Origin of the sequence: Micromonospora foliorum, assembly GCF_022229015.1 — a bacterium.
Classification (GTDB): domain Bacteria; phylum Actinomycetota; class Actinomycetes; order Mycobacteriales; family Micromonosporaceae; genus Micromonospora; species Micromonospora foliorum.
This window is the reverse complement of sequence record NZ_JAKKFF010000350.1, coordinates 17,546-38,905: the sequence shown is the minus strand read 5'-3', so window position 1 is coordinate 38,905 and position 21,360 is coordinate 17,546. Positions and strand designations below refer to the sequence as shown.

The 21,360-nt window shown below is 67.5% G+C and carries 23 protein-coding genes and 1 pseudogene; 16 read left to right on the top strand and 8 right to left on the bottom strand.

The genetic code is table 11. The annotated features are described in order from the left end of the window. Positions 1-215: 215 nt before the first annotated feature. Positions 216-416 (bottom strand): annotated as a pseudogene (locus tag PSH25_RS33735) (GntR family transcriptional regulator); the annotation flags it as partial. A gap of 550 nt (positions 417-966) precedes the next feature. Here PSH25_RS33735 and PSH25_RS24140 point away from each other — a divergent pair. The 4 genes from PSH25_RS24140 to PSH25_RS24125 all read left to right on the top strand — a co-directional run bounded on the left by PSH25_RS24140 (position 967) and on the right by PSH25_RS24125 (position 3,352). Continuing rightward, positions 967-1,296: a hypothetical protein gene (locus PSH25_RS24140; protein ID WP_238661247.1), complete on the top strand. Its 330-nt coding sequence runs from the start codon at positions 967-969 to the stop codon at positions 1,294-1,296. Between the two features lie 145 nt (positions 1,297-1,441). Next, the gene (locus PSH25_RS24135) at positions 1,442-1,633 is read left to right on the top strand and encodes a hypothetical protein (RefSeq protein ID WP_238661246.1); all 192 of its coding nucleotides are present in this window, start codon (positions 1,442-1,444) and stop codon (positions 1,631-1,633) included. A gap of 133 nt (positions 1,634-1,766) precedes the next feature. Next, positions 1,767-2,588, top strand: a complete 822-nt coding sequence (locus tag PSH25_RS24130) for a GntR family transcriptional regulator (protein WP_238661245.1) — start codon at positions 1,767-1,769, stop codon at positions 2,586-2,588. Then, on the top strand, positions 2,576-3,352 hold the full coding sequence (locus PSH25_RS24125) for a glycosyltransferase (RefSeq protein ID WP_238661244.1): 777 nt from the start codon (positions 2,576-2,578) through the stop codon (positions 3,350-3,352). Before PSH25_RS24130 ends, PSH25_RS24125 begins: the two co-directional genes overlap by 13 nt. On the opposite strand, the gene PSH25_RS24120 is transcribed toward PSH25_RS24125, so the two are convergent. After that, positions 3,336-3,779 carry a hypothetical protein gene (locus PSH25_RS24120; RefSeq protein WP_238661243.1) on the bottom strand — a complete coding sequence of 148 codons (444 nt, stop codon included), beginning with the start codon at positions 3,777-3,779 and terminating at the stop codon, positions 3,336-3,338. The genes PSH25_RS24125 and PSH25_RS24120 overlap by 17 nt on opposite strands. Before the next feature lie 51 nt (positions 3,780-3,830). Next, complete coding sequence (locus tag PSH25_RS24115) at positions 3,831-4,475, bottom strand: DUF4231 domain-containing protein (protein ID WP_238661242.1); 645 nt, start codon at positions 4,473-4,475, stop codon at positions 3,831-3,833. A gap of 470 nt (positions 4,476-4,945) precedes the next feature. Here PSH25_RS24115 and PSH25_RS24110 point away from each other — a divergent pair, with 470 nt between their 5' ends. From PSH25_RS24110 to PSH25_RS24070, 9 genes are all read left to right on the top strand, one after another. After that, the gene (locus PSH25_RS24110) at positions 4,946-5,341 is read left to right on the top strand and encodes a transcriptional regulator (RefSeq protein ID WP_238661241.1); all 396 of its coding nucleotides are present in this window, start codon (positions 4,946-4,948) and stop codon (positions 5,339-5,341) included. Between the two features lie 209 nt (positions 5,342-5,550). Further along, complete coding sequence (locus tag PSH25_RS24105) at positions 5,551-7,143, top strand: FtsK/SpoIIIE domain-containing protein (protein WP_238661240.1); 1,593 nt, start codon at positions 5,551-5,553, stop codon at positions 7,141-7,143. Then, positions 7,140-7,394: a hypothetical protein gene (locus tag PSH25_RS24100; protein ID WP_238661239.1), complete on the top strand. Its 255-nt coding sequence runs from the start codon at positions 7,140-7,142 to the stop codon at positions 7,392-7,394. The genes PSH25_RS24105 and PSH25_RS24100 overlap by 4 nt, the downstream gene beginning before the upstream one ends. Positions 7,395-7,399: 5 nt before the next feature. Then, positions 7,400-7,591, top strand: a complete 192-nt coding sequence (locus tag PSH25_RS24095; protein ID WP_238661238.1) for a hypothetical protein — start codon at positions 7,400-7,402, stop codon at positions 7,589-7,591. Beyond that, a complete protein-coding gene (locus PSH25_RS24090) occupies positions 7,588-8,139 on the top strand; it encodes a DUF2637 domain-containing protein (RefSeq protein WP_238661237.1) in 552 nt (183 codons plus the stop codon). The genes PSH25_RS24095 and PSH25_RS24090 overlap by 4 nt, the downstream gene beginning before the upstream one ends. After that, positions 8,136-9,884, top strand: a complete 1,749-nt coding sequence (locus PSH25_RS24085; protein WP_238661236.1) for a replication initiator — start codon at positions 8,136-8,138, stop codon at positions 9,882-9,884. Before PSH25_RS24090 ends, PSH25_RS24085 begins: the two co-directional genes overlap by 4 nt. After that, positions 9,884-10,066, top strand: a complete 183-nt coding sequence (locus PSH25_RS24080; protein WP_238661235.1) for a helix-turn-helix domain-containing protein — start codon at positions 9,884-9,886, stop codon at positions 10,064-10,066. Before PSH25_RS24085 ends, PSH25_RS24080 begins: the two co-directional genes overlap by 1 nt. Then, positions 10,066-11,307: a tyrosine-type recombinase/integrase gene (locus PSH25_RS24075; protein WP_238661234.1), complete on the top strand. Its 1,242-nt coding sequence runs from the start codon at positions 10,066-10,068 to the stop codon at positions 11,305-11,307. Before PSH25_RS24080 ends, PSH25_RS24075 begins: the two co-directional genes overlap by 1 nt. Before the next feature lie 86 nt (positions 11,308-11,393). Beyond that, positions 11,394-12,635: a hypothetical protein gene (locus PSH25_RS24070; RefSeq protein ID WP_238661233.1), complete on the top strand. Its 1,242-nt coding sequence runs from the start codon at positions 11,394-11,396 to the stop codon at positions 12,633-12,635. A 286-nt stretch (positions 12,636-12,921) separates the two neighbouring features. Here the strand turns inward: PSH25_RS24070 and PSH25_RS24065 are convergent, their stop codons facing one another. The 3 genes from PSH25_RS24065 to PSH25_RS24055 form a co-directional block, all read right to left on the bottom strand. Continuing rightward, on the bottom strand, positions 12,922-13,809 hold the full coding sequence (locus PSH25_RS24065; protein WP_238661232.1) for a hypothetical protein: 888 nt from the start codon (positions 13,807-13,809) through the stop codon (positions 12,922-12,924). Between the two features lie 194 nt (positions 13,810-14,003). After that, complete coding sequence (locus PSH25_RS24060; RefSeq protein ID WP_238661231.1) at positions 14,004-14,342, bottom strand: PadR family transcriptional regulator; 339 nt, start codon at positions 14,340-14,342, stop codon at positions 14,004-14,006. Positions 14,343-14,744: 402 nt separating this feature from the next. Beyond that, the gene (locus tag PSH25_RS24055; RefSeq protein ID WP_238661230.1) at positions 14,745-15,593 is read right to left on the bottom strand and encodes a helix-turn-helix transcriptional regulator; all 849 of its coding nucleotides are present in this window, start codon (positions 15,591-15,593) and stop codon (positions 14,745-14,747) included. Positions 15,594-15,722: 129 nt separating this feature from the next. On the opposite strand from PSH25_RS24055, the gene PSH25_RS24050 reads away from it, so the two are divergent. Both PSH25_RS24050 and PSH25_RS24045 read left to right on the top strand, forming a co-directional pair. Further along, entirely contained in the window at positions 15,723-16,709 is a 987-nt protein-coding gene (locus tag PSH25_RS24050) for an aldo/keto reductase (RefSeq protein ID WP_238661229.1), read from the top strand. A gap of 225 nt (positions 16,710-16,934) precedes the next feature. Further along, positions 16,935-17,645, top strand: a complete 711-nt coding sequence (locus tag PSH25_RS24045; RefSeq protein ID WP_238661228.1) for an SDR family oxidoreductase — start codon at positions 16,935-16,937, stop codon at positions 17,643-17,645. Positions 17,646-17,966: 321 nt separating this feature from the next. Here PSH25_RS24045 and PSH25_RS24040 read toward each other — a convergent pair whose 3' ends face one another. Further along, positions 17,967-18,158: a DUF397 domain-containing protein gene (locus PSH25_RS24040; RefSeq protein WP_238661252.1), complete on the bottom strand. Its 192-nt coding sequence runs from the start codon at positions 18,156-18,158 to the stop codon at positions 17,967-17,969. Between the two features lie 97 nt (positions 18,159-18,255). Here PSH25_RS24040 and PSH25_RS24035 point away from each other — a divergent pair, with 97 nt between their 5' ends. Continuing rightward, on the top strand, positions 18,256-18,423 hold the full coding sequence (locus PSH25_RS24035; RefSeq protein WP_238661227.1) for a hypothetical protein: 168 nt from the start codon (positions 18,256-18,258) through the stop codon (positions 18,421-18,423). Between the two features lie 74 nt (positions 18,424-18,497). Here PSH25_RS24035 and PSH25_RS24030 read toward each other — a convergent pair whose 3' ends face one another. After that, the gene (locus tag PSH25_RS24030; RefSeq protein WP_238661226.1) at positions 18,498-21,293 is read right to left on the bottom strand and encodes a TIM-barrel domain-containing protein; all 2,796 of its coding nucleotides are present in this window, start codon (positions 21,291-21,293) and stop codon (positions 18,498-18,500) included. Positions 21,294-21,360 lie beyond the last annotated feature (67 nt).

Genomic DNA, 21,360 nt, shown 5'->3' with positions numbered 1-21,360 from the left:
CCCGGGCGGTGCAGCCAATAGCCTCTGACGACCGACTCGACGACTCCGTTGCGTCGGTGAACCTGCTGCTGCCCGATCAGGATTGTGCCGATCTCAACGCCGAAGAGTTTTGCAATATCCGCATCGGCAGCGATTTCAAATCGCTCGTTGTCGGATTTTGCGGCCTGCTTTGAGTCGTGTCCGAGAGTAATCGGCCTCGTCGAGGTGCCGCGCCCGTGCTCGGTGGTGACTAAGCCTTCCTCGCGTAGGACGGCTATGGCCTGACGAACAGTGCCACGACTTGCCCGGAACTCCGAGGTAAGGGCGCTCTCGGTCGGCAGGAGCGAACCTGGCGGGATGCTGCCGCTCTCGATGCGTTCCCTGAGTTGGTCCGCGATGACGCGGTAACGGGGCTGTCCGTAGTGCGGGGTGGGCACTCGGCCACCGTACCTGGCACTTGTCTTATCAAGTGTCAACCAGCGAGCAGGTTTCCATGTCTAGACAACTCATCCACTTGTAGGTACGTTTCCGATTGTGCGGTCAGGATGACGGCTTGTATCAGGGGTTGTCTCGCGTTGCTCCTGGTCGCACGTGACGCGCGGCGTCCTGTCGGACCGGTTGCGGTAGCTGCGCGTACAAGCTGGCTCGGCGATACCCGACCCGTCTGCGTCGGACGGTGCGCCGCGCCCTCATCCGGACCGGTGGCCGGCTGCGTTCTCGCGTTGCTGACCACCGGTTCCGGCCTACCCGTGGAGGTGCGATGTCTGGCTCTCATCGTCGGCGGCGTTGGTTCTCGGTCTGGAGGTCCCGCAGACGTCTGCCGTCTAGTCCCGGCGGGAACGCGGCCACCTCGGGCCGCTGTACGCCCTGCGTGACGCCGATGCAGGCGTGGGCGAACGCGCCGACTCGGAATTTGCCGGTGCTGAGGAGCGCACCGCTGATGACACCGGCCCAGATCTACCGGGGCGACGGTGGGCGGTGGCTTCGGTGAGCAACGCGGGCAAGCTGACCAGCGGTAGCCACCCGGCGTGGTGCGCACCCGACCGATGCGGCCACCTGGTGCCGCCGCTGATGGCCCACATGCCGCGCCGTCATCGTGGCCCGATGCACCGCCTGGGCGACAGTCGGCAAAGCGGCCAGCTCGTCTCGTACCTCGTCGGCTCCGACGCTCGCGTGCCCCTGGTCGCGGTGCACGTGACGAGCCGGGGCGGGATCGCCTGGGTGGAGCTGTCCCTCCCGCAGGCTGCCCAACTGGCCGAGCGGCTGCGCTCTTTGTTGGCCCAGGCGGGCACCCGCACGGAGGCCACCGGTGACTGAGTCAGAGGCCACGAATGCTGGCGGGTCGACTCCGTCCACGAATCCTGCCGACTGCCCGAGTTGGTGCCGGGGGTGCGGCCCGAGCGATCCAATGCATCACGGGCTGCTCCGGACCATCGGCGGGGAGCGAACCGGTTGGATCAGCGTGCAACTGCTTACCGACCGATTTCGTCGCCGCGACCTGGCCGTGAAGCTCGACGCCAGCCGCAGCGGTGCCACCGAATCGGTCCTGCTCTCCCGAATCCAGCTCGACCGGCTCATCTACGAGCTGACCTACGCCCGACTGGTGATGATGACCAGGGGGCAACCTCTGGAGGGGTGCCATGAACACCGCTGACCGGCGGCTCATCGGTCGGATGCCCTCGACGGGCGTGCGGTCCACGAAGCGGCCAGCGGCCGTCGTGCCTCCAGTGCCTGAGCGGCCGGCAGGCGGGACCGCCTGGCAGACGTTGGAACGTCTAGGGGGTACGGTGGCCGGTGTGCAAGGCCGGGACTGGCGCCCTCGTTACCTGCAACTCGCAGAAGAGTTGCGGGCCAAAATCGTGGGCGGTGAGCTGGCCCCCGGGACGCTGATGCCGAGCGAGACGGAGTTGGCCGACTCGTCGGGCCTGTCCCGCACCAGCGTTCGCAACGCCATCCGGCAACTCCGGGAGTGGGGCCTGGTCCGCGCGGAGCAAGGACGCGGCACCTACGTGCGGGCACCCCGTCAGCGGGTACGGCGGCGCAACGCCGAGCGCTACCAGTGGGAAAAGGACCGGGCGCTACTCGACGAGTCGGAGCGGCTGAAGACCGGGGCCACCGAGCACGACACCGGCCTGACCGTCGATGACCTGAAGTTCCACGCCGAGTACGCCCGCGTGGAGGCGGATTCGGACATGGCGGCGGCCTTGCAGGTTGAGCCGGGTGCGCCGTTGCTGCGACGGGTCTACTGGACGACCTCGCGGCATGAGAACGCGCCGCTGACAATGTCGTACTCCTACCTGCCGTATGACCTGGTGGCGGCGAACCCGGACCTGCTCGACGCGGGCAAGGAGCCTTGGCCGGGCGGCACACAGCACCAACTCCATACCCTCGGTATCGAGGTGGACCGGATCGACGACGAGATCCGCGCGCGCCCGCCGTCGCCGGACGAGGCCGAGTTGCTGGACATCGACCCGGGCGTCTCGGTGCTCACCGTGCGCAAGACCTCGATCGACACCAAGGGCCGCGTTGTCGAGGTGGCCGACGTGGTGATGCCGGGGGACCGGACGGAATTGGTCTACTCCCACAAACTTCAACGGTGGAAAACTTGACGCAGCTCGTCTCGGTCATCACGCCAGTTCACGCGCCCAGCATCGAACACCTGACCGGCGCGTATGACTCGTTGGTCAAGCAGGAGATGCCTGACGGGTGGGACTGGCAGTGGCTCGTCCAGGAGGACGGGCAGACCGGCGCGCTGAACGGTGTCCTGCCGGACGACCCTCGCATCAGCATCGGCGGTGGTCGTCCCGGCGGGCCGGGTGTTGCCCGTACCTCCGCTCTTTCCCGTGTCGCCGGGCAACACGTCAAGGTCTTGGACGCAGACGACCAGCTCACCCCCGGTGCCCTGGCCCGGGATATCGCCGCTTTCGAGGCGCACCCGCAGATCGGCTGGACCACCTCCCGCGTCCTGGACCTGATGCCCGACGGATCTACCCTCGGCTGGGACAAGGACCCGGAAGGCGGAACCATCGCCCGCGGTGCCGTCCTGAGCTTCTGGCAGGCGAACGGTTACCGATCCCAGGTTCACCCCGCCACCTTGTGCATCCGCCGGGATCTGCTTCTGGCCCTCGGCGGCTGGATGGCGCTCCCTGCCTCCGAGGACACCGGCCTCCTTCTGGCCGCGAGCGCGATCAGCGACGGCTACTTCACCCGCCAACACGGCCTGCTCTATCGCAAGTGGCCCGGCCAGGTCACCAGCCAAGCCGCCCACCGCGAACCCGTCGAGTACGAAGGCCGGATGAAGATCATCGAGGCCAGAGCCGAAGCCCTGGCCTCGATGCTCCCGAACGGGCTGCCGGTCACTCCTGCGGCGTAGCCTCATGCCCCGGCATCCCATGGGTACGCCGTCGCTCTTTCATCTCCGCCTCGTAGATGTGCCGCCGACCGCCGGCCAACTTGTCCCGGGCGTACCGCTCGACCTCCTGAAACGCCGCGTAGTAGCCGTCGTCGAACTCCTCCATGATCTGGAAGGTCCACCGGCCTGGTAGGACGTTCCGGCCCAGCAATTCCCGCTCCACCCGGTCGGCGACCTCGTCGTGTCCTGCCTGCCGGAGTAGCTCGACGACACGGTCAAGGGTGAGGTCCGCCCCGCCGACGAGCTGATGAGCGGCGTATAGGTGACCGCGCACCCGGTGGATTGTCTCCAACGCCTTACTCAGTTCGCCTAGCCCTTCGACTGTGGCGTCATCGAGGGGGTCTGGCCGTGAATGCAATTCATCGACAGATGCGCGTGTCGCTTCCATAGGTCTCCTCTACCCCCCTCAAGGGTCTCGCTAACCCGACATCGGCCGATGCTAGCGCTCCTCGCGTTGGCCCGGGGATTGTTCAAGCTGCAACTCACGCTTACGTTGCTCATCCCGCAATCGTTCGACATTCTCAGCAAATCGCCTCAGGCGTGCCGCTTCTGCTTCAGTGCCTGCGTCCGATTTTGGATCCCCAGCTTCAGCGTCGCCTGCGCCGTATTCGCCTAGGCGGAACTGGGTTGCGTTGTAGTGCTTCTCAATTTCGTCTGCTGTTGATTGTAGGTTGTATCCGCGCTCCCGGAACTTGAAGTAGGCCGCGAGTCCAGCCGTAATGCTGATGAATGCTGTAAGGCCGGTAGAAACCCAGCTCAGCGGGTGCTCGCCCGCCATGAGGGCAGTTGTGGTCGAAGCGCTGATGGAGCCGATGATGATGATTGCCTGGACCGTGTTGTGTGCTCGCAGGTTCCGGGTTGCCCGCCCTCGGAATTGCGTGACGATGTCTTGGGAGGCTTCGCGGTAGATTCGAAGTGACTCAAGTGAGTCGGTGGGCATTCCGGCGGCAGCACTTTGGCGATCGTGGTTTAGGTTCCGCACCTCCACGTCGATTTCAACAATTCGACGACGGTTCCTGATTGCGAGATTGCCTGCCGCAATGCATAGCACGAGAAGCGCTATGAGTCCGACGTATCTGGTCACGACGGGTTGGTCGCGCCACAGTCCGATAATCACAGAATAGGCGAGTAGTGCTACTAGCGTGAACGCGGAGAGTAAGACCAGCAAGTAGGCGAACTGTGCGGATCTGGCTGAGCGCAGTCGGTCGACAGCTAACTCGTAGTCCCTTCCGAGTTGCCGGTACTCCTCTTGGGTGTGCGCAGGGCTTTCGTGGTACTCGCTCCTGCTTGCATGATCGTGCGAGTCGCCTTGAGGGGTAGTCACGGGCTCTCCGTACTCTCTGCGTTGCCAACCGTGATGAGCCAGGCAGTATCGCTCGGTCCACTGTGGCCTACCAAGACTTTGTCGCCTTCACGTCGATGCGACGCCGGGTGTCAGGCGCTCCGAAGTGGCCCCTCTCCACCGCCCTAAGCAAAGTTGTTGACTTGTCTGCCAAGTGCCGTCTACCTTGAATCGCAACTTGGCAGACAAGTTAACAAGTTGGAGGTTGAGCCATGGCTCTGCGAGGCGGAACGCGGTTCGCTGTGCGGTTCGAGGACGTGTTCCCGGCTGGGTGCGCGCTGGTGCCCGAGTCCCTGGGTGAGGTCGAGGACTACGACGAGAAGACCGGCCGACGGTCGCCGGCCAAGGACAAGGTGACCGGCCAGCGGGTGTGGCAGGTCCGGGTGATGGATCTCGACCCTGAGCTTGGCAAGCGGTCCCGTGAGACGACGGTAAAGATCTCGGCCGATTACCAGCCGGTGCCGCCCACGGGTGGCCTGTTCGAGGCGGTCGAGTTCGACGGGATGACCGTCACGCCGTACGTGGCGAACAACGGTCGGATGGCGTACTCGCTGCGGGCGACCGGGCTGCGTGCCCCGGCGGGCGTCAACCAGAAGGCGTCGGCGTAGCCGGTTCTGGTCAGGGCGGGGCTGTCAGGTCTTGGCGGACGGCAGCCCCGCCCCGGTGTCTCTTCCCCCTGCTCTGTCGAGAGAGGTGCAGACGTGTCCAAGGGTAGGCGTCGGGCTGGCCGTGGCTGGCCCCGGTGTGGTGTGTGTCAGGCCCGGTTCAACCTGGCCGGTGGTGCCAAATGATCGGGCGGCCTCGGGGTGAGGTGTTGATGACCTCGGCCGGGGATCTGCTGGTGATCCGGCCGAAGAAGCTCAAGCTGCCGTTCTGGATGGTGCTGCTCGGCCTGCTGCTGAGGTGGTCCGGGCGGGTGCTCTGGTGGTGCCTGCGGCACCCGGTGGCCACGGCTTCGACGGTGCTGGCGCTCTGGCTCTACGTCGAGTTCGACTGGCCCGGCCTGGTAGTGCCGCTCGTGCTGGCGGCCACGGCTTCGTCGGTGTGGCGTTGGCGTGACGAGTCGTCCTGGTGGACCTGGCTGGCGGGTCCGCTGCTCGGCTCCTGGCGGCGGGTGTTCGTCTACCGGCGTGCGTGGCGGGAAGCCGTGACTCTCTGTGGGCTATCCGAGATGTACGACCATCGTCCGGTCCTGCCCGAGCTGCTGCGGGTGCGTTCGGATCAGGCGCTCGACGTGCTGACCGTCCGCATGGTTCGGGGGCAGACGCCGGAGCAGTTCCAGGCGGTCAGCGCCAACCTGGCGTATGCGTTCGGGCGGCGGCACGCGCGGATCTACTCCGAGCGTCCGGGCGACCCTCCGACCCGGACCGGCCGGGCTGCGTGGCTGTTGCGGCTCGTCGACCGGGTGCGGTTTCGGGACCGGCCGACGCTGGTCTACCTGGCGCTGGTCCGTACCGATGCGCTGCGGACAGTGGTCCCGCCGTTTGCTGTCCCGGCGGTGCCGGACTTCACCGCGCTACCGCTGGCACGGCGGGAAGACCTGCGTACCTGGTCGTTGCACCTGCTCTCCACGCATGTCCTGGTCGGCGGCGCGACCCGGTCCGGTAAGGGCTCGGTGCTGTGGTCGCTGGTCCGGGTGCTCGGTGGTGGGATCACCTCTGGCCTCGTCCGGCTGTGGGTGATCGACCCCAAGGGTGGGATGGAGTTCGCGCTCGGCCGTCCCATGTTCGCCCGGTTCGCCGGCAAGTCGTTCGAGGCCATGGCAGATCTGCTCGACGAAGCGGTGGAGGTGCTGCGGGAGCGGCAGAACCGGCTCGCCGGCCGGGTTCGCGTCCACACCCCGACCGAGGCTGACCCCCTGGTCGTGGTCGTCATCGACGAGATGGCCGCGCTGACCGCGTACCTGCAAGACGTCGAGCTGCGCAAGCGCATCGCGTCGTCGCTGGGGCTGCTGCTGTCCCAGGGGGCGGGCGTCGGCGTCCTGGTGGTGGCCGCGTTGCAGGACCCGCGCAAGGACGTACTGCCGTTCCGGGACCTGTTCCCGACCCGGATCGCGCTGGGCCTGACCGAGGCGTCACAGGTCGACATGGTTCTTGGCGACGGCGCCCGCAAGCGGGGCGCGCTCGCGGACCAGATGCCCCGGTGGGCGAAGGGCGTCGGGTACGTGATCCTCGACGGCGCTCCCGACCCGATGCGGGTCCGGTTCTCGTACGTCAGCGACGACGACATCCACGAGATGGCGCGGCAGTACCCGGCTCCGGCCGACGCGGCGGACATCCTCGCCCAGGTTGGCCGGGAAACCGCCACCGAACCGGCCCGGCTTCCGCTGCCCCGTAAGCCGTCCGGGCCGCTGCTCCCCGAATCCCTGCGCAACCTGCTCGACCGGGACACCGGCGGTGACGGCCGATGACCGCCACGACGAATGGCCGGCGCTTCTACCGGCTGCGTACCCCCGAACCGGTCACCGCCGTTTCCGTCCGCGTCGACCCGGACCGGCCCGACCCGTACCCCGTCTATCTGGCGGTTGGTGCCGGCCGGCGACGGATGTCCCTGACCCCCGACGAGGCGTGGGCGTTGTGGCGCTGCCTCTCCGAAGCGGTCGCCGCGCTCGGCACCCCACCCGACTACATCCGCACCGACATTCGACCGGCCCGGAGGTAACCGCCGTGAACCCCTTCACCCGCCTCATCGACCGGCTCCGGCGTCCGCTGCGCATCCGGCTCGTCGGCCCCTCCGACCAGACCGCTGCCGCCCTACACGGCGTGGCGCACATGGTCAACCGCCGCGCCGACATGAACGGCCGGCGCATCCGTATCGACCTGACCATCCGCGAGAAGCCGCTGGAGGAGTGGCGATGAGCAAGAGCACCGAATCGGCGGTACGCCTGGTGATCCTGCTCGCCATCGGCACCATGGCCGGTGCCGCCGCCTTCACCCACGTTCACGACCTGTCCGTTGCCCACGGCCAGCCCGACTGGATCGGCTGGGCCAACGCGGTAGCGGTCGAGCTGATGGCGATCTACCTCGGGTTGGAGATCCGTGCCCGGCGGCGTGCCGGTCGCCCGGTCGGCCTGGTCGGCTCGCTCCTGGTGGCGTTCGCGCTGCTGTCCCTCGCGGCCCAGGTCGCGGAAGCCCAAGCGTCGGTGTGGGGCTGGATCGTGGCGGCGGTGCCGTCGCTGGCGTTCCTTGCACTGGTCAAGGTTGTCTTGTCCAACGCGCCGGTCCCCATGCCGGCCGACGAGCCGGACCAGCCCTCCGCGTACCAGTACGACGAACCCGAGCGTCCCACCACGGACATCGACCCGGTCCGTTCGGCAGAGCCGATGCCGTCCAGCGTCCCGGCGGTGGTGCCTCCGCGCGCGGTCGTCCCGTCCAACCGGCCGCACGTCGTCGGGATCATTCGATGACCGCTCCGACCCTGCCCGGCCTCGAACCCGCCCCGACCCCGGTTGCCCCTCGGCCGGGGTCGCGGGCGGCCCGCATGGCGCTACCCCGCTCGGTCGACGTGCTCAAGGAGATAGCGGCCGAGTACGGCGTCTGCGTCCGACCGCTCGCCATGCGTCGCACGGACCTGAACACCGGGCTGACCGAGGTCATCGACCTGCCCTGTGGGGCAACCCGGGAGGACAAGTGCGCCCCGTGCGCCAAGAAGAACCGCCGGCTGCGGCAGGCGCAGATCCGGGAAGGCTGGCACCGCGACGACGAGCCGTTACCGCCACCGGAGCCGGCGACCGAGGAACAGAAGGCGCTTGTCCTGCTGCGCGGGCACCTGGAGTTCTCCCGTGACGAGGCGTCCCGGGCGAGCCAGTGGGACCAGGTCACCGACCTCGACGAGGCGATCCAGGAGGTGGAAGAGGCGATCACGGCGGAAGGGCTCCGGGGACGGATCGCGCCGCCGCACTCGACCGGCGACGAGGACCAGGGCGACGAGGACAACGGCTGGCGCCGCAAGCGCTCCACCCGGCGGCGGCAGGATGCCCCGGACCTGCCTCGCCGCAAGGTCGAGCGCCGCACGGTCGGCAAGACCTACACCGCGCCGGACGGCTCGACCTACCGGCCGTCGATGTGGCTGACCCTCACCCTCGACTCGTACGGCCCGGTCCGCCCCGACGGAACCCCGGTCAACCCCGACCGGTACGACTACCGCCGCGCAGCCTGGGACGCGGTGCACTTCCCTCGGCTGCTGGACCGGTTCTGGCAGAACCTTCGGCGGTGTGAGGGCTGGAACGTCCAGTACGCCGGCTGCGTCGAGCCGCAACGCCGTCTCGCCCCACACGCGCACTTCGCCATCCGGGGCACCATTCCCCGCGACGTACTGCGGACGGTTGCGGCGGCGACCTACCACCAGGTGTGGTGGCCTTCGGTCGACGTCCAGCGCTACACCCTCGACCGGCTCCCCGTCTGGGACGAGCAGGCGGCGACATGGGTCGACCCGGACACCCGCGAGCCGCTGACCACCTGGACGGAAGCCCTTGACGCGATCGACGAGGACCGGGACGCCGAACCGGTGCACGTGGTGCGCTTCGGCTCCCAGGTCGACGCCCGTGGGGTCATGCCCGGCACCGAGGACGCCGAGCGGACCATCCGGTACGTCACGAAATACATCACCAAGCACACCGGCGACGTCCACAAGATCACCAGCGGTCGGCAGCGGGCGCACCTGGACCGGCTGTGGCAGGAACTCCAACTGACCCCGTGCACCGACCGCTGCGCGAACTGGCTGCTCTACGGCGTCCAGCCGAAGGGGTCACACGCGAAGCTCAGGCCCGGCCGGTGCAAGGGAAAGGTCCACCAGCGGGACACCCTCGGCATCGGCGGCCGGCGCATCCTCATCTCCCGCGACTGGTCCGGCAAAACGCTCTCCGACCACAAGCACGACGTACGGGCCTGGGTGCGGACGCTGCTCGGCGTGAGCGTCGGCCTGGACGACGTCGACGACCAGGGCGCGACCGTCGAACCGGTCCGGCACGCCTGGGAACTCGCCCGACCCGACGACCCCGACGTGCCGGCCATTGCCCACCGGCTGCTGCGGTCGATCAGCGAACGTGCCCGCTGGCGCTCCGAACTCCTCGCCGCGAAGGACCGGGCCGCGCAGCTCCCCAACGCCGAAACGAGAACGGGAACCGACGGCACAACGGGGGAGAAGCTTTGATGGCGGCGAACGATGGGCTCTGGACGGTTCAGGACGTGGCGGCGTACCTGCGGGTACCAACCGAGACGCTGTACCGCTGGCGGAAGGTCAAGTACGGTCCGCCGGCGGCTCGGGTCGGTCGGCACCTGCGGTACGAGCCAGAGAGAGTCCGGTCATGGGTACGTGAGCAGGCTGCGGCCTAATGGGACACGTAGAGGACCGCTGGCACAAGACGCTGCGGCACCCGGGAGGGCGAACGGAGCGGGTCAAGACGGAACTGTTCGGCAAGGGCCTGCGCTACCGGGTGCGGTACATCGGGCCGGACGGCAAGGAGCGCAAGAAGTCGTTCCCGGACCGGGCCAAGCGGGAGGCTGACGCCTTCCTCGTCTCCACCGAGTCAGACAAGCTGCGTGGCACCTACGTCGACCCGTTGGCCGGTCGGATCACCTTCGCCGAGTACGCCGAGACCTGGCTCCGGACACGATCGTTCGACGAGTCGACTCGGGAGAGCACGGAGTATCGGGTACGCAAGCACCTGCTGCCGTTCTTCGGCTCGCGGAAGCTGGCCGAGATCAAGCCGGGCCACATCCGGGAGTGGGACGCCGCGATGGTCGGCAAGCTTGCCCCGGCGACCCGGGCCGTGGTCTTCGCCCACCTACGGACCATCCTCGGCGCGGCTGTCGACGACGAGCGGATCGTCAAGAACCCGTGTTCGGCAAAGTCGGTCAAGCCACCGCGACCGGTTCAGCGTCGGGTGGTGCCCTGGCGCTACGACCAGGTTTCGGCAATCCGCGGTGGCCTTGCCCAGCGGTACCGCGCGATGGTCGACCTGGGTGCCGGTTGCGGGCTGCGACAGGGCGAGATCCTGGGGCTCGGTGTCGATGACATCGACCTTGACGCGGGATGGGTGCACGTCTCGCGTCAGGTCAAACTCGTCCGCTCCCGGCTCGTCTTCGGCCTGCCCAAGAACGACCGGGACCGCCGGGTGCCGCTGCCGGACTCGGTCGCCCAGGTGCTGCGGCAGCACATCAAGGACTGCGACCCGGTGACACTCACGCTGCCGTGGGAGAACCCGGCGGATGACGAGCGGGTCACGGTGCCGCTGCTGTTCACCACTACGCGGCGAGGTGCGATCAACCGGCGCACTTTCGACAACAAGAGTTGGCGACCCGCCGTGCTCGCGGCCGGCATCACGCCGACCCGGGCGACCGGGATGCACGCGCTACGGCACTTCTATGCCTCGTCGCTGCTCGACGCGGGGGAGAGCATCAAGGCGCTCGCGTCGTACCTCGGGCACGCCGACCCCGGCTTCACGCTCCGGGTGTACACGCACCTGATGCCGGCCAGTGAGGAACGTACCCGCAACGCGATCGACGATCTATTCAGCTCCCCGGGTGGGTCCACGGCGGCGAACCGTACGGGGACACGGCTTGATGCGCGGTGACGCTGAAGAGTGCCACCCCTGCGGCGTCTAGTGCGGAGCGAGGATACTGGCTTGGTGCCCTCGTCTTGATTGAGCATAATCTACTTATGACCCGCGTCTACTTTATACAAACGTCTGAAGGCGTGATGATCCAAGCAGCGGACGTGCCTTCGGCGATATCAGGGGAAGGCGTCTTCACGGATTTGGTTGAGGAGCGGGTTCGCGAGGCAGCGTCAGACTTCACGGTCCCTGATTTTGTCTTCAACCCGAGTAAGGTCCTGAAGGGGGGCGCACCGAAAGAAGTCACTGATGGACTAATTGTGGCCGGAAAGCTGGCGTTGAGTGTGCAAGTGAAGACCCGTGATCCCGCCTCGGCCTCGGGCGATCCGGCGAAGGAGGAACGGTGGATTCGGAAGCATGCCAAAAAGGGTATGGGGCAGGCGGATGGGAGCTTCAGGACCTTTCGCTTGGCTGGTGGAGGGCGATTCTCTAATCGTGCTGGCCGTGAGGTCGATATTGATGCCGACGGCCTTATTGTCTGCAATGTTGTAGTAATTGACCATCCTGATCCGCCGAAGGTCACACTCGATCAGACTGGTGCAAAGAATCCTACCCTCTTCCTATTGAGGTACGAGTGGGAGTTCTTGCTGGGGCAGCTGTGCTCCGTCTACGGAGTTCATAGATATGTGTACGGCGTAACAGCTTTTCCGATGGTGCCTCTAGGTGAGGAACTCGTCCGCTTCAATCAGCAGGTGATGCTAGGGGGCCGATCTATTCAGAGACCTGGCAATCGTGTTGATGCTCAACCTGCCCTCGTTGATCCAACTCTGCCGCTGATCCAAATGGGGCGTCCTCTGCCTGAGTGTGAAGTATTCTGGCGAAACTTGTATCGCTCTATTTCGGAGTGCAACTTCCTGCCGGAACATGAGCGAATTCGTCTTGAGATCATGGCGAAGCTTGACTGCCTGTCATTTTCAATGCGCAATGCTGTTGCGGCGCAGGTCATCTCTCGGCTTGAAAGCCTAACCTCTCAGCTTGACTATCTCGTTGTCCAGGAGCATTCCAGCGGCATTCAATTCGTATTTGGCCTTACGGAAGTGCATCCTTCGGAGTGTGTTCCACTTTTCAATGCGCTAGTGCACCTGCGACATAGTAGGCATCCGGCTGTAGGGGATGAAGAAGGAAAACTAACCATCGGGATCATGTTTCTGAAAGCTCCGAGGAATGAAGTCGGGTTCACGATCTCGCTAGTTCCGCTCGTTGGCCCACCTAGCTTAACCGCAGAACAGGTGGAAGAAATTGACGCTCTCTTCGGTGGGGTCGTACCGATCGTTTCCGATGAAGACTGAGCGGTCGTCTATCGTTAGCTGGCGCTCATACCGCCGCATCTCTGACGCCCTGGCGACGCCCTGAGCAGGTATCAAGCGAACGAACCGCCTGCTCAGGGCGTGTTTCACGTTCATAATCCGGCGTACAGGTCGACTCGTCCGTCGCCCACCAGCTCAGAGACCTGATCAAGGCTCTGAGCTGGTTCTATGTCCGGGTGTCGATGGTCGTTCTTGGTCAACTTTGGCCGGCGTTTGACGCCCTGACGACGCAGATGGTGATCGGCGCGACGCCGCGCCCGGTCGACGGCTACTTCTGATCTTGGTCGAGGTTGGCCTCGTGGGTCAGATTACTGGCTGAGCCCGGGTCGGTGGCGAGTGCGGGCCGGGCCGGGCCGGGGCGGGGCGGGCAGAGCACGGCCACGGCGATGGCTGCTGTTATCGCCGCCCCGGCGGGGTAGGCCATGCCGCCAAACTCGTCGGTGGGCACCAGGCCACGCCAGAACGGCGAGTCAGGCACGGCCGTGTCGGACAGTGTGCCCAGGAATTGCAGACTACCGAGCAGCCAGGCGGGGATCAGCAAGACGAGACCGCCAATGGCGGCGGTGGCCGCGAGAGGAGCGGCCCACGGACGGTGCTCGAGACGGCGGCTGGCCCAGCCGACTAGCAGCCAGCCGGCCAGCATACCGAGCAGGCCGACGGCGAGCGTCGAACCGGTGAGCCACCGCGGTTCCGCCCGGTAGATCGAGACCCTGAGCCCGCCTTCGGCGTACGCTGCGTCGAAGTAGTCCTCGAACGACAGCACGAGTGCGCCGTTGCGTGCGGTCAACGCCTGCGAGTTGTTTTGCCGGGCGCCGGTTTCGATGTCGGTCGGGCTGGTCGAGTAGGTGTCGGTGACGCGCCAGCCGGCCGCCTCCAGGCGTTGCTGCAGGCCGGCTAGATAGGCATCGACGTCCTCGGTCGCAGGCGTTCGATCGGTGACGTAGCTGACCGACGCCGCATCGGTCTCACCACCGTTGTTGCGGAAGGGGTCGTCCGACCTTCCGTACGATTGTGCTGATAAGCCTGGGGTGAGCATCTCGGCGAGCTGAGTCCACGCTGCGCCGGTTGGAAGCGCCGGCGCCGCCTCCCAACCAATACGGTTCGCCAGCGACGCGCTCAGAAAGCCGGAGATAATTGAGGCGAAGATTGCCAGCACGACCACGCCTCTGCTAAGTGGGCGACCGAGTCGGGCCCGCATGCCTTGCCGAAGCAGGTTGAGCGTCTCAATAGGGCCGGGCCGGACGTGTCCGGCCTCGGCGGCCATGAGCAGCGTGTCTGCCAGTTCTCCGCGACGTGAGCCCTTCGGGTAGACGTGCAGCAGCAGGCGATATGGGGTGGCGAGGCGGCGGCTCATGCGAACGCCGGGCCAGGCCGCGTGGCGTTCAGCCGCCGCGATGCGGTGCGAACGTTGTGGGCCAATCGCGCTGTCTCCTCAGCGAGTGCCGCCGCGCCGCCGTCGGTGAGGCGGTAGTAGCGCCGAGGACGCCCTTCAACGGTCTCCTCTCTGTCGATCGCGACCAGTCCTTGGGCGGCTAACCGGTCCAGCGCCGCGTAGAGGGTGCCGGCCTGCAACCTGACCTGGCCTTCGGAGAGCGCCTCGGTCGTCTGGATCACGCCGTACCCGTGCCGTGGTTGATCGACCAGTGCGGTCAGGATCCAGAACGTCGGTTCTCGCATGGCCTTCGACATGATCGCCAATATAAAGATTATCTGACTATGGTGCAACGGCACTGGTGCCGCGCCGGCCGGGGCGCTTACATCGCCTGCTTGCGGTCCGGGCCGCGCCCCGCGACCGGCAGACCCGAACAAGCCACACGAGCACTCTCCGGTGGCCGGAGGAAGCACGAACGGCCACTGCATCGCCGGCCAACCCTGCTACCGCAACGTCCCGAACAGTGCGCACGTCGGCTACTGGCTCGCGGCCGCCGTTCATCCGGTGGTATCGGTTGTTGGCGTCGCGCTGGGTCAGGCTGGGGTCCGACGGTGATCGGCGACCGACTGTTTCGATGCGACCACGTCCGAATGGCTGCATGGCGAGGGCACTGGCGCATGGCCGTGTTTGTGTAGCTCGGCGGCAGTTTGCGACAGGGGTCAGTGAGGCAACTCGGCCGGGAACTCCTCGACCCCCAGCACGCGCAGCAGCTCAAGCTTTTCCCGGGCCTCGGCGTCGGCCGGGGTCAGCACCAGCAGCTGCTGGCCGAGGTCGGGGGTGACCAGGGTTTCGCAGTCCATCGTGATGCGGCCCACGCGCGGGTGCATGAACGTCTTGCGGTCGGCCCGGCGCACCGCCACCTCATGTTCGGCCCACAGCCGCCGGAAGTCGTCGCTCGCGGCCCGCAACCGTTCGATCAGGCCGGTCACGGCCGGGTCGCCGGCCCTCCGGCCGGCCACCGCGCGCAGGTCGGCGACCTGCTGGCGGGCGTGCCGTTGCCACTCCTCGGGGCCGTGGAGGTCGCGGATGACCGGGTCGGTGAAGTAGCGGTAGGCGACGTAGCGGCGGTCACCGGTCAGCCCGGTGTGGTCGCCGGTGAGCAGGATCGACATGCGGTTCTGCGCCAGGACCTCGCCGAGGTCGGACAGGACCATGGCGGGGGTGTCGCCCACCAGGTCGAGCAGGCGGACCAGGCCGGCCCGGGCCAGGCGGGCGATGCCGTCGGCGGGCGGCGGCTGGTGGCCGGCCAGGTGGAACAGGTGGCTTCGCTCGTCGTCGGTCAGGCGCAGGGCCCGGGCCAGGGCACCCAGCAGCTGGGTCGACGGCTGGCTGCTGCGGCCCTGCTCAAGGCGGACGACGTAGTCGACGGACATGCCGGCGAGCATGGCGACCTCCTCGCGGCGTAGGCCGGCGGTGCGGCGGCGGGGGCCGTCGGCGATGCCGACCTCGGCGGGGCGGATGGCCTCGCGCCGGCGCCGCAGGAAGTCGGCGAGCTGCTCACGCTGCATGCCTCCATGCTGCCCCGGGGACTGGGCATCGAGCCAGGGAGCGGCGCTCCCACGATAAGCGCTCCGCTGCCGGCGGGCCGGAAAGCGGCGCAGGGTGGAGCCGAGATCGAGCGATGAGGGAGAGTTTCGATGCAGACACGCACTCTGGGCAACACGGGTCCCAAGGTTTCCGCGGTGGGGCTGGGGGCGATGAGTATGTCGGGCGCGTACGGCCCGGCCGATCGCGAGGAGAGCATCGCCACGGTACGAGCCGCGCTGGACGCGGGGGTCACGCTGGTCGACACCGGTGACTTCTATGGCATGGGGCACAACGAGCTGCTGCTGTCGGAGGCGTTGCGGGGACGTGACCGGGACAGCTATCTGCTGAGTGTGAAGTTCGGGCAGCAGGTGGGGCCGGGCATGCGGTTCGCCGGTCAGGACTCCCGCCCGGCTTCGGTGCGGAACTTCCTGAGCTACTCGCTGACCCGGCTCGGCGTCGACCACGTGGACATCTACCGGCCGGCCCGGCTCGACCGGTCGGTGCCGATCGAGGACACGATCGGCGCGATCAAGGAGATGATCGACGCCGGTCACGTGCGATATGTGGGGCTCTCCGAGGTTGACGCGGAGACCGTCCGGCGGGCGCACGCCGTACATCCGGTTGTTGATCTTCAGATTGAGTATTCGCTGCTGTCGCGGGCGGTCGAGGCCGACGTGCTGCCCACGCTGCGGGAGCTGGGCATCGGGCTGACCGCGTACGGGGTGCTCAGCCGTGGCCTGCTCTCGGGAAACTGGGTGCCGGGGCGGGCGGACGATCCGCGTAACCACAGTCCCCGCTTCTCCGCCGAGAACGCGTCGCACAACCTCGCCCTGGTGGAGGCGTTGCGCCGGGTCGCTGACGCGAAGGGGTGCACGGTGGCGCAGTTGGCGATCGCGTGGGTGACGGCGCAGGACCCGTCCATCGTTCCGCTGGTCGGTGCGCGCACCCGGCAGCGGCTGGCCGAAGCGTTGCCGGCGCTGGACGTGAAGCTGTCAGCCGATGATCTCGAAGAGATCGAGGCGGCCGTGCCGAAGGGTGCCGCGCGCGGTGACCGTTACCCGGCGGCGTTCATGTCGAGCCTCGGCGTCGGTAACTAGTGCCTCGTCCTCCAGCCGTGAACGGGTAGTCCGGTGGCGGATCTCGGGGCTGGTCGCGTTTAGGTGGCCGTGGTCGTACCCGGGTGTGCGACGGGTCGCCAGGCGCGGCCGGGGGCCGAGTGGCAGCAGCCCGATCACCGACGCGCCCGCGTCCCCGATCCGCACAGTGACCCACCTCGCAAATGTTTGCCTCTGACGTTAACGTTAGGTTTTAGCGTGGGGGGCATGCAGATCAACGGTACGAAAGCCCTCGTAACAGGTGCCAACCGTGGACTCGGCAAGGCCTTCGCCGAGGGGCTCCTCGCCCGCGGTGCCACCACCGTCTACGCCACCGCCCGCCGGCCTGAGAGCATCGACATCCCCGGCGTGGTCCCCCTCCACCTGGACATCACCGACCCGACGTCCATCGAGGCCGCCGCAGCCGAGGTGGGCGACCTCGACGTCCTCATCAACAACGCCGGCATCTCCACGAATGCACCCCTGCTCGGCCCTTCCACGGAAAACATCCGTCGCGAGTTCGACACCAACTTCTGGGGCACCCTCAACGTCACCCGCGCCTTCGCTCCCAGGCTCGGCGGGGGTGCCATTCTCAACGTCATCTCGGCGCTGAGCTGGTACACCTTCGCCCCTGCCAGCAATGGCTACGCCGCTTCCAAAGCCGCCGAATGGTCTTTCACCAATGGCATCAGACTTGAGCTGGCCGACCAGAAAACCCAGGTTACCGCCCTCGCCCTGGCGATAGCCGACACCGACATGATGGCCGCCTACGACATCCCTAAACTCCCGCCCCACGAGGTGGTCGCCATGGCCCTGGACGGCTTGGAGGCGGGCAAGCTCGAAGTAATCGCCGACAGTCCTACCGCCAACGTCAAGGCCTCGCTCTCCCGCGACCCGGCCCTCTTCTACGCCGACATCTCCGCCGCCCTCTTCGGCTGACACCACCGCCTCCCGCGCAGCTGGACAGGGACATGTGAGGCGGCTCGACATTCCAGCAAGAGATCTGTTGTGAACTGCGGTGACGGTGTCGTTTGTCCGTAGACGTTGCAGCAGCCACCGCCGAGTCTCGAAGGTCGTGTGGACCCAAGACGAGGCGGTGGCTGCCGCCGCTACGAAACCGCAGTTGGCGGGCCAGTTGATGTGCGCGAGGAGTCCGGCAACTGCATAGAGGATCTCGATCGTGCGCCAAGTGGGCATGCCAGCCCAATGCACCCACGCCCGCTCCGCCTCGGGGTCGGGCGCTCTTGCGTCTGGCGTTATCTACGGCCGCTCGGTGACCTGGGCGACGAACGCGGCCCAGGCGGCTGGGGCGAAGGTCAATGCCGGTCCGGTGACGTCCTTCGAGTCGCGCACGGCCACAACACCGGGCAGGTTGCTTGCCACCTCGACGCAGTTCCCGCCGCTCGCGCCGCTGCGGGTGGACTTGCCGGCGAGGGCCGGTGCGGGTCGGATGATCGCGCGCCCTCGCCCGCACCTGCCGATGCGCCCGGCGTGGCTGTGCCGCAACTGCGCCGCGCCCTGGCCGTGTGGTCCGGCTCGGCTCGCCCTCGTGGCCGAGTTCTACGGTCATTCGATCGCGCTGGCGTTCTATCTGGCCGCGTCGATGCAGGAGGCGATCGACGACGTGTACGGCCTGGGGCTGCGCCCGGACCTGCCCGCGATGCACGCCAGGTTCCTCGGCTGGTTGTCCCTGGCCCGCCGGCCCCACCGACGCTGAGCCCAGCCAAGCAACGAACCGGCCGGGTGGGTTGTGCCCCACCCGGCCGGTGTCCGGATCCCCGCAAACGGGCTCTAGTGCTTCTTGAACACCGGCATGGTGTCCAGCGTGGTGGTGATGTTCTGCGTGGTGCCGCCCCGGTACGTCTTCCCGGTGAAGATGTCGGTCCAGCTGTTGCCCGGCGGGAACCACACCGACGTGGTGGCGGTGGTGCCGGGCGTCGTCACGGGTGCCACCAGGTAGTCCGGGCCGTAGAGGTACTGGGAACCGGCGGTGGCGTACGCGGCATGCTCATTCGGGTACGCCAGGTACATCGAGCGGACGATGGGCGTACCCGTGCGGGTGGCCTCCTTGGCGGCGGCGTAGGTGTACGGCAGCAGCTTTTCCCGCAGGTTCAGGAACTTCTTGGCCGACGCGTTCGCCTCCGGGCCGTACTGCCAGGGCAGCCGGTCGCTGTGGTTGGAGTGCAGCCGGTCGATGGGCTGGAACGTGCCGAACTGCACCCACCGGGCGTAGAGGTCGTCGGGCAGCTTGGTGCTGCCCGGTTCGCTGCCCGGCTCCTGGAGGCCGCCGGTGTGCCCGCCGATGTCGTGGCTGACCGCGGCCAGCCCGGTCGCGGCCGACTCGCCCGGCGTGTAGCCGACCTCCATCTGCAACGTTGACCAGTCGGAGGTGGTGTCGCCGGTGAAGTGCAGCGTGGTGCGCTTGTCGGCCCACGGTCCGGTCGACACCGGGGTTGGGCTGCTGTAGCCGCCGGCCTGCAACGAGCCGTACGCCCGGGAGAAGGCGAAGCCGGTCTTGTCGGCGTACTGCTTGTTGATCCACGCGTCCGCGGTCACCCCGGCGAGCGAGGACTTCGTGTTGTCGCAGCACCAGTCCAGCCACCAGAGGTCCGGGCCCTTGGTGCCCTCCGGCAGCATCCCGTCGTGGAGCTGCATGTACGCCTTGAGCTGGTCCGGGTCGCCGAAGTCGAACACGTAGCAGTCGGGACCGCCGTTGCAGCCGACGCGCTGGAGCTTGCCCTTCGCGGTGGCCTGCGCCTGCGCGAACTTCGGGTCCGAGCCGAGGATGCTCGGGTGGATGTTGATGCCGGTGTGCAGGCCCTGCTCCTTGGCCCACTCGAAGAACGCCTTCGGGTCGGGGATGCGGGTGGGGTCGATGCTCCAGCCGTTCCACTTGTCCGGCGCCTTGACGTCGGTGTCGAGGACGAGCACGTCCATCGGCACACCCTCGGCCTTGGCCCGGGTCACCAGGTCCTGGAACTCGGTGGCGGTGCGGTCGTAGTACTCGGAGTACCACACCCCGTACGCCCACTTCGGCAGCAGCTTCGTGGGCCCGGTCAGGGTCGACAGGTCCAACAGACCACGGGTGAAGTCCTGCCCGTAGGCGAAGACGTAGCCGTCCTGCTCGGCGGCGGGCCGGGGCTTGGTGTCGCTCAGGGCCGAGGCCGAGTCGTCGAGCAGGTACCAGCCGTCCTGGTAGAGCAGGCCCGGGGCGGTGAGTGCGGAACCGGTCACGCCGTCCAGGCCCCGGCGGTAGCCGCCGAGCGGCGCGTGCGGGGCGAGCAGCGGGAAATCCTTGCTGGTGACGGCGACCGTGTCCACGTTGACGTTGCAACTGGCGTCCGTGGGGCAGCCAAGCGTCACGGTGTTGGTGCCGCCGTCGAGGTGGACCGGGACGGAAACGGTGTTCCAGTAGTCCCACCCGCTGGTCGGCGGAAGGGTCGCCGTGACCGGCGCCGCCGTTCCCGCCGTGACCGACATGGTGCGCGCCTGGCTCGGCTGGGCGCCGGCCTGGCCGTTGGCGTACCGGATCTGCAGTTGGTAGTCACCCGTCGACGGAACATCCGTCACGGTGAGCGCGTCGGCGGACGTGGTGCTCTCCAGGCCGGCGAGGAATCCCGTACCGGAAGCGCCGTTGTGGTCGTTCGCGGGCCTCGCGCCGCCGGTCAGCGCGCCGGTCTCGGCCTCGCCCAGCGTGCCGAACCGCAGGGGCTGCGGCTGGGGCGGGGTCGGCGCCGGGAACGAGTCACCCGGGTTGACCACCGCGAGGCTGTCGACGTTCACGTTGCCGGAGTCGTTGGGACCCCGCACGACGCTGATCTCGTGTCGACCCGCGCTGAGGTCGACCGGCACGTTGGCCAGGCCCCAGGTGTCCCAGTTCGCGGTGGGCGGCAGCGTCAGCGTGTGGCCGGCGTCGCCGTCGACCTGCACGGTCAGGGTTCGGGCCACGTTCTGGCCGTCGCCGCCGGTGCTGTTGGCGTAGCGGACGCTGAGCTGCTTCGCGCCGCCTTCCGGAGCGTCGAGCGCGAACGTGACCGAGTCGCCGGACGAGGCGAAGCCGGCCGCGAAGCCGCGCCCGGTGAACCCCTGGTGGTCGGTGGCCACGCCGGGGCCGTTCAACTGCAGCGACTCGGCCTCGCAGAGCGCGCCGAACGTGCAGGCCGGGGCGGTGTGGCCGGCCCAGGGTTGGCCCTGCACGACCTGCTTGCCGGTCTTGAGCCGCACAGTGAGGTTGTCGGCGGTGAACGCGCCCGAGCCGACCTGGTAACGCAACGTCATCGCACCGGTGTCGATGGTGAGCCAGCCGTGGTCGACGCGCTTCGTGAAACGGGTACGGGGGAAGTCGTCACGCCCGATGGCGTTGAACGTGGCGGCGTCGGTGAACCGGCCGTTCTTCTGGTACTCGGTGCGGATCAGGGTCGGGGACAGCACCTCGAAACGTGCGTTGCCCGACCGTACGGCTTCGTCCTGCGCCCGGTGGTGGTCGGCCTGTGCTGGCGCGGACGGCGCGAGCGCCAGCCCCGTGATGAGGATGCCGACGGCGGCGGCTGCTGTCGCGCTGCGGCGGGGTGAGTTCCGATAGAGCAAGATGCGCTCCTCGTCTCATATGGAGGAAATGAGTCGATGACAACGCTGTCACTCGACCGAAACGCCT